This window comes from Micromonospora foliorum, assembly GCF_022229015.1.
Taxonomy (GTDB): Bacteria; Actinomycetota; Actinomycetes; order Mycobacteriales; family Micromonosporaceae; genus Micromonospora; species Micromonospora foliorum.
Genome location: NZ_JAKKFF010000350.1, coordinates 38,906 through 45,064, shown reverse-complemented (window position 1 = coordinate 45,064; position 6,159 = coordinate 38,906). Strand labels below are relative to the sequence as shown.

At 64.6% G+C, this 6,159-nt stretch carries 5 protein-coding genes and 1 other RNA gene; 3 read left to right on the top strand and 3 right to left on the bottom strand.

Annotation, left to right across the window (positions count from 1 at the left end; genetic code table 11):
- Positions 1-14: 14 nt before the first annotated feature.
- Entirely contained in the window at positions 15-479 is a 465-nt protein-coding gene (locus PSH25_RS24175) for a MarR family winged helix-turn-helix transcriptional regulator (protein ID WP_238661251.1), read from the bottom strand.
- A gap of 54 nt (positions 480-533) precedes the next feature.
- Between PSH25_RS24175 and PSH25_RS24170 the strand changes: the two genes are divergently transcribed.
- A complete protein-coding gene (locus PSH25_RS24170; protein WP_238661250.1) occupies positions 534-1,757 on the top strand; it encodes an MFS transporter in 1,224 nt (407 codons plus the stop codon).
- A gap of 19 nt (positions 1,758-1,776) precedes the next feature.
- Here the strand turns inward: PSH25_RS24170 and PSH25_RS24165 are convergent, their stop codons facing one another.
- Positions 1,777-2,538: a sulfite exporter TauE/SafE family protein gene (locus PSH25_RS24165; protein WP_112582620.1), complete on the bottom strand. Its 762-nt coding sequence runs from the start codon at positions 2,536-2,538 to the stop codon at positions 1,777-1,779.
- A 127-nt stretch (positions 2,539-2,665) separates the two neighbouring features.
- Here PSH25_RS24165 and rnpB point away from each other — a divergent pair.
- Positions 2,666-3,081: RNase P RNA component class A (gene rnpB / locus PSH25_RS24160), an RNA gene on the top strand.
- 709 nt (positions 3,082-3,790) lie between these two features.
- Positions 3,791-5,002, top strand: a complete 1,212-nt coding sequence (locus PSH25_RS24155; protein WP_238661249.1) for a hypothetical protein — start codon at positions 3,791-3,793, stop codon at positions 5,000-5,002.
- Between the two features lie 113 nt (positions 5,003-5,115).
- Here PSH25_RS24155 and PSH25_RS24150 read toward each other — a convergent pair whose 3' ends face one another.
- The gene (locus PSH25_RS24150) at positions 5,116-6,003 is read right to left on the bottom strand and encodes a hypothetical protein (protein ID WP_238661248.1); all 888 of its coding nucleotides are present in this window, start codon (positions 6,001-6,003) and stop codon (positions 5,116-5,118) included.
- Positions 6,004-6,159 lie beyond the last annotated feature (156 nt).

Here is a 6,159-nt window from a genome sequence, read left to right as displayed (position 1 = left end):
GGGGGTGGGCGGGGTTAGCGGGGGCGGTTGCGGTTGATCAGGGCCTGGTTGAGGCGGCCAAGTAGGGCTGCCAGGGTGGAGCGGTCCTCGGGGCTCCAGTCGGCCAGCATGTCGCCGTAGAGCCGGGTGCGGGCGGCCTGGACGGCGGCCATCCGCTGCAGACCGGCCGGGGTGGGGGAGATGACAGTGCCGCGGCCGTCGGACGGGTCCGGGGTACGGGTGATCAGGCCGTCGCGCTGAAGCGCGGACACCTGCCGGGTGACTGTCGAGCCGTCCAGGTTGAGCCGGGCGGCGAGCGCCGAGACGTTCTGCGGGCCGGCGTCGGCCAGGTGGCGCAGGATGACGTACGCCGCGCGGTCCAGCACCCGGTGCTCGGCGGTGCCGGTGGCCCGCCGGGTGGCCTCGCCGAAGCGCATCAGCAGGGCCACCTCGGTCTCGATCCGGCCGAGGGCGCTGCTTTCGTCATGGTCGTCGCTCATAGCTGTATGATACAGAATAAGTACCTGTATGATACAGCTATCTGAGGAGTCGGAGTGGATCGGCGTTCCGAACCGAACCGCAGTGCCATCTACGCCACCACGCTGGTGGCCTTCCTCGCCATCGCCGGCATCGCCGTCGTCGACCCGATCCTGCCCGCCATCGGCGAAGCGATCGGGGTCACCGCCTGGCAGGTCGAGCTGCTGTTCACCGCGTACATCGCGGTCATGGCCCTCGGCATGATCCCGGCGACGCTGGCCAGCGGCCGGTTCGGCTTCAAGCCGGTGCTCATCGCCGGCGTCTCCGTGGTCGGCCTGGCCGCGATCCTCGCCTCGTTCAGCGACAACATCGTGCAGCTCTCCGTGCTGCGCGGCGTCTGGGGGCTGGGCAACGCGATGTTCTTCGCCACCGCCATGGTGGTGCTGGTCAACCTGGCCGTCGACCGGGAATGGGTGGTGGGCCTCTTCGAGACCGCCCTCGGTCTCGGCTTCGCCGTCGGACCGCTGATCGGTGGCCTGCTCGGCGAGGTGAGCTGGCGACTGCCGTTCTTCGTCTGCGGCGTCTTCATGGTCCTCGCCCTCGGCGTGGCCTCCCGCAAGCTCCGCGAGCCCACCAACCGGCAGGCCCCGGTACGCGTCGGCCAGATCTTCGCCACCTACCGCCGGCCGGCGTTCATCGCCCTCTGCGTGGTCACCGCCGCGTACAACTTCGTGTTCTTCGTGGTGCTCGGCTACACGCCGCTCTTCCTCGGCCTGGACATCATCCCGCTGGGGCTCGCGTTCACCGGCTGGGGTCTCGGCCTGGCCACCGGCATCCTGGTGATCGGTCACCGGCTGGCCCACCGCATCGGCGCGGTACAGACCGTCGGCGTGGCCATCGCCGGGCTGCTGGTCTGCATGGTCCTCTTCGCCACCTCGACCAGCACCGCCGAGGCGCTCGTGGTGCTGGTGCTCGCCGGGCTCTGCATGGGCCTGGCCAACGCCAACCTCACCGACCTGGCGCTCGGCCTCGGCTCCAGCGACCGGCGCGTCGCCACCGGCGCGTTCAACCTGGTCCGCTGGGGCGCCGCCGCGCCGGCACCGATCATCTCGGGCAAGCTCGCCGAGCAGTCGCTGGCGCTGCCGTTCTGGGTCGGCTTCGGGGTGCTCGCCGTCGGCGTGCTGGTCTACCTGGCCTTCGCGCACCTGATGGCCGCCGGCTACGGCGAGCGGGTGCTCTGGTCCCGCTGGAACCGCGCCGCCGCCGACACCGAGCACGAGCCCGTCGGCGAGACCTACTGATCGCCGGGCGGGCGGCGTGTCAGTTCAGGGCGCGCCAGAGCAGGTAGAGGCCGATCGTCGTGCCGAACACCACGATCACCGTCTTCAGCACCACCGGCGGCAGCCGCCGGACGAGCCGGGCGCCCGCGTACCCCCCAATCAGGGTGGCCGGCGCGACCACCGCGACCGCCGCCCAGTTCAAGGGGCCGAACAGGGCGAACACCACGAGCGTCGTGAACCCCACCACCGCCGAGAGCAGATTCTTGATCGCGCTCACCCGGGCCAGGGTCGCGTCCAGCACCAGGGCCAGCCCGGCCACCAACATCACCCCGAGCGCCGCACCGAAGTAACCGCCGTACACCGCACCGAGCGCGACCATCGTCTGCACCGCGATCGTCCGCCGGCGTGGCGACAGGTCCCGGGGGTGACCGACCAGGCGGCGCAGCGGGTCCTGGAAGGCCAGGACCGCTGTCGCGCCGAGGACCAGAAACGGTACGACCAGCTCGAACGCGCGGGCCGGAGTGGCCAACAGCAGCAACGCCCCGAGGATCGTGCCCACGATGGTGGTGGGCACCAGCGTGGCCAGCGCGCGGGGGCGCGGCAGGTCCTGCCGGCTGCCCGCCACGCTGGCCAGGTAGCCGGGGAACACGGCGACTGAGTTGCTGACGTTCGCCGGCACCGGGGGCAACCCGATCGCGATCATCGCCGGAAAGGTGATCAGCGAACCGCCACCGGCCACCGCGTTGACCGTGCCAGCGGCGAGACCGGCGGCGAGCAGCAGCGCGGCGTGGGAGAGATCCATAGCCCCACGAGGCTAGCCGTCGCCCTACGGCACGCATTCGCCGGACCGTTCTTGAGCTGCGCGATCTTGCCCAGGCGGGGCGGCAATACCGGCAGCACCCTCGTCGTTAGGATGAGAGCGCGACGGACGAGTCGACCGGGCGGCCGCGTCGGCGGGCTTCGGCCCGCCGCCGAGGAACGTCCGGACTCCACAGGGCAGGGTGGTTGTTAACGGCAACCCGGGGCGACCCGCGGGAAAGTGCCACAGAAAACAGACCGCCGACCCCAACGGGGACGGTAAGGGTGAAACGGTGGGGTAAGAGCCCACCAGCACCCCGGGTGACCGGGGTGGCTCGGTAAACCCCACCCGGAGCAAGGCCAAGCAAGGGCCGTCACCGCAAGATGACGACCCGGCGCAGACGCTTGAGGGCTGCCCGCCCGATGTCTGCGGGTAGGCCGCTGGAGCCTGCCGGCAACGGCAGGCCGAGATGGATGGCCGCCGCCGGCGCAAACCCCTCGGGGTACGCGCCGCGCACAGAATCCGGCGTACAGGTCGACTCGTCCGTCGCCCACCAGCTCAAAGCCTCGATCATGGCTCTGAGCTGGTTCTATGTTCGGGCGTCGATGGTCGTTCATGGTCAACATTGGGCGGCGTTTGACGCCCTGACGACGCCCTGACGCCCTGGAGACGCCCTGAGCCTTGGGTCAGTAGTTCTGCATTCGGCCCGGCACATCACCTTGTCCTAGCGGCCGTTCGGTGGCTTGGCGGGGCTTCCGTGCGCTGCTGCGGGCTGTCGAGAATGCCGGGCACGTCCTGGGCGGTGGCGCTGCTCATGGCGAGGCTCGGAGACACTCGGTGGCAAGCCAGTCCCGGGGTTGGACTGGCGCGGCAGCCGGAAGCCCCGTCCACGCGATCAGGAAGACCCGTCGGCTTCCGTCACGGGCTGGTTGGAGCTGATCCCTCTGGTCTGCGGGGCGGTGTCCCGGCGGCTGTCGGTGGCTCACCGCCCCGGTGCCGAAGGCGACCGGGGCGGCTTGCCGCCGGCCGGGCTTGCCGCCCGCGCCGCGCGAAGCGCGGTGCCTTGATCCAAAACAGAGAAATTCGGCAATGATGATCACCATGCAACAATCAGAGATCATCAAAGGGCCGGTTGCTGTCACTGTTGCTGTAAGGCGGCCGCAGGTACCGGGCTGGAGTGCCCGGCGCTCCTACCGAGTCAGGTTGCGTCTCTCTGCAATGATGAGGTCCCCTACTCTTACCCCCGGAAGCGGTCATGCACTACGTGCTGCGCCACATTAGCAAATCCGATCCCTATGCCTCTATTCTGGCATGGTGGGGAGAGCCGCTGACTATCGAACTGATTCGGCGTGTCGAGAGAGCGCCGGCCCAGCATTTCGCGCAGTTCCATAGAGACCATGCTGAGTATTCGCCGAGTGGTGATGTTGTCCCACTCGATGAAGGGGAACTGCGTCCACTGATGCTACCTTCATATTTGCACGATAGTGATCGTGGATACGGACTGCCTGGCCCTCCGTCTGGGATGCTCAACCGTTACTTCGGCGCAGCCATGACCCTCCTGCTGTACTCGCATCAGGTCATGATGCAAGACCCGCTCATGAGCGTCGATGGCACACCACGAGAAATTAAGCGGCGGTCACTTGAGGTTTTTGATGTGTTGCTGACGGCGAAGCCGCTGGCAGACGCCAATGCCCTGATTTTTATACAAAAGCGGTCGATCGCGCAGCACCCGTCAACGGCCCTTGGGCATTTCAAGGATGCCGACTGGCAATCGCCTGCGGGGGTAAGGTGCGACCGAGAGTTGAATCAATTGCGTGCTTTAAGAGCTGACCCGGCGTCTATGACCAGGGATGTTTCTGCTTCGCAGGCGCTGATTGGAGCGGGAATCAATGTTTCCAAAAAATGGCCTGGGTCCTGCAGTCTTCTCGCTCGGAGCTCGGTTGAAGATGCTTTGCTTCGATTTGTTTTCGAGCGAGCTGGCACGGTGATTGACGGCAGGGAGAGGCATTTGCAAAAGTTGGCAGCGATATCGGTCCCTAACATTTCGATGAATGTTAGGGACTTGACGTCCTTGCGGGCTTCTAGCGACGAGTTTGCCGAATGGCGTGAAGTCCTGGCGGCGGCATTACGAGAGATACATGGGCTCCCTGACGGTGATGGGAGCTGGGCGAGGGAGGCCAGGGGTGTCGTCTATGGGGAACTGGCTCCTGCCAGGGAAAAGCTTCAAAAGGCCGCGATGCAGTCGCCTGCAATGGCTGCCGCCAAGAAAGGCGTAAGAGACTTCACCCTATCGGGTATCGGAACCCTGGGGGGAGCAATAGCCGGCGGGAAGATTGCGCCGGCTTTGATTGGTGCCGCGACGGGGAAAATTGCTGAAGTGGCGTTGGAGTACCTGAAGGCGAAGCGGGCGCAGCGACAGGCCAGGGCGATTTTAGACATCACAGTAAGTTTTGTGCAGCAGGCTTAGTCAGGGTATGTGGACATCCTGCCACTTCTGGGGACGTTAAATCCTGGCGGTCAGCATGACTGGCTGATCCTGCTGGCTGCAGGGGCGTCTGAGGAATCCGTCCGCGTTGCTGGCTATTCGGGGCACTTGACTCCGCCATGTCGATTGCGCTCATTGCGTGCAATGAATTGTACGAGATTGCGGTTATCGCCCTTGGGCTTACATGTCTGTCGACTTTCCACGCTGCTGGTCTTTATGTACTCAATGGTGCGTGGATTCTGTGTGAGTAGAGCGGACCATCTCTCGTCCACACGAAGCACAACTCCGACGATCTGTTTGCCGTCGCTAGTCTTCACCAACTCAGTGGTCTGCCAAGGGGTCGTGGATGATACCTGCGAGATGATTGACGGGATTAGGGAAGAGGCAAGCATTAGCCAGACGTGACTGTTTTTAACGGCCCTATACTGAGGAATGCTGAGCCGTTTACCCGTTTTTCTCGCCCGCTTTCGTCCTTTTTTGTCTGCATAGGAGTAGGCGGCGAAGACTGCAATCGACGCAAGGAAGAAGTACCAAACTGAAAAATTGAATAGCAATAGACCTAGTCCAATGAGTGCAATGTGGCTCCAGTTGAATGCTTGCGACACTGGATCACCGCTCGCCCGACTAATCTCCTTCGTCATCCCGCGATACTCGATCAAGTAAAGCATGCTGTAGAGAACGACGCTCGGGAAAGTGTCGATAAGGATCGCCGCAATTGGGGCGGTGTAACCCGACTCTCTGAGAATTGACACCGCCAACCGGCTGTCGCCGCCAGCTACCCCTAGCAGCCTTAGAACTCCCAGGCTTACGGCTAGAGCCACTGCCGCCTGAGCGACACCGGAGATTCCGATAGGCTCAAAGCTGATTGAAGCAGGAGTAACCGTTGGACGTGGTTTAGGTATGGGCAAAGCGGGCTCTGCGGCTCCCGTTGTTCCGGTTGAAGCCTGGAGCGGCAGATCCTCGGCACGTGCGTCGCTGGACAATCGTTTCCCCTAGAAACGTCGGTCGAGGCCACCCCGGTGGCTCATCCGGAGCGTAGCAAGGCATTGCAGGTTTCCGGGCCACGTCGGCTCTAGGTTGGAACCATGGCGGGTCAACCTGTCGCATGGAAGGGGTTGTAGACATCGTGCCTCTACTGT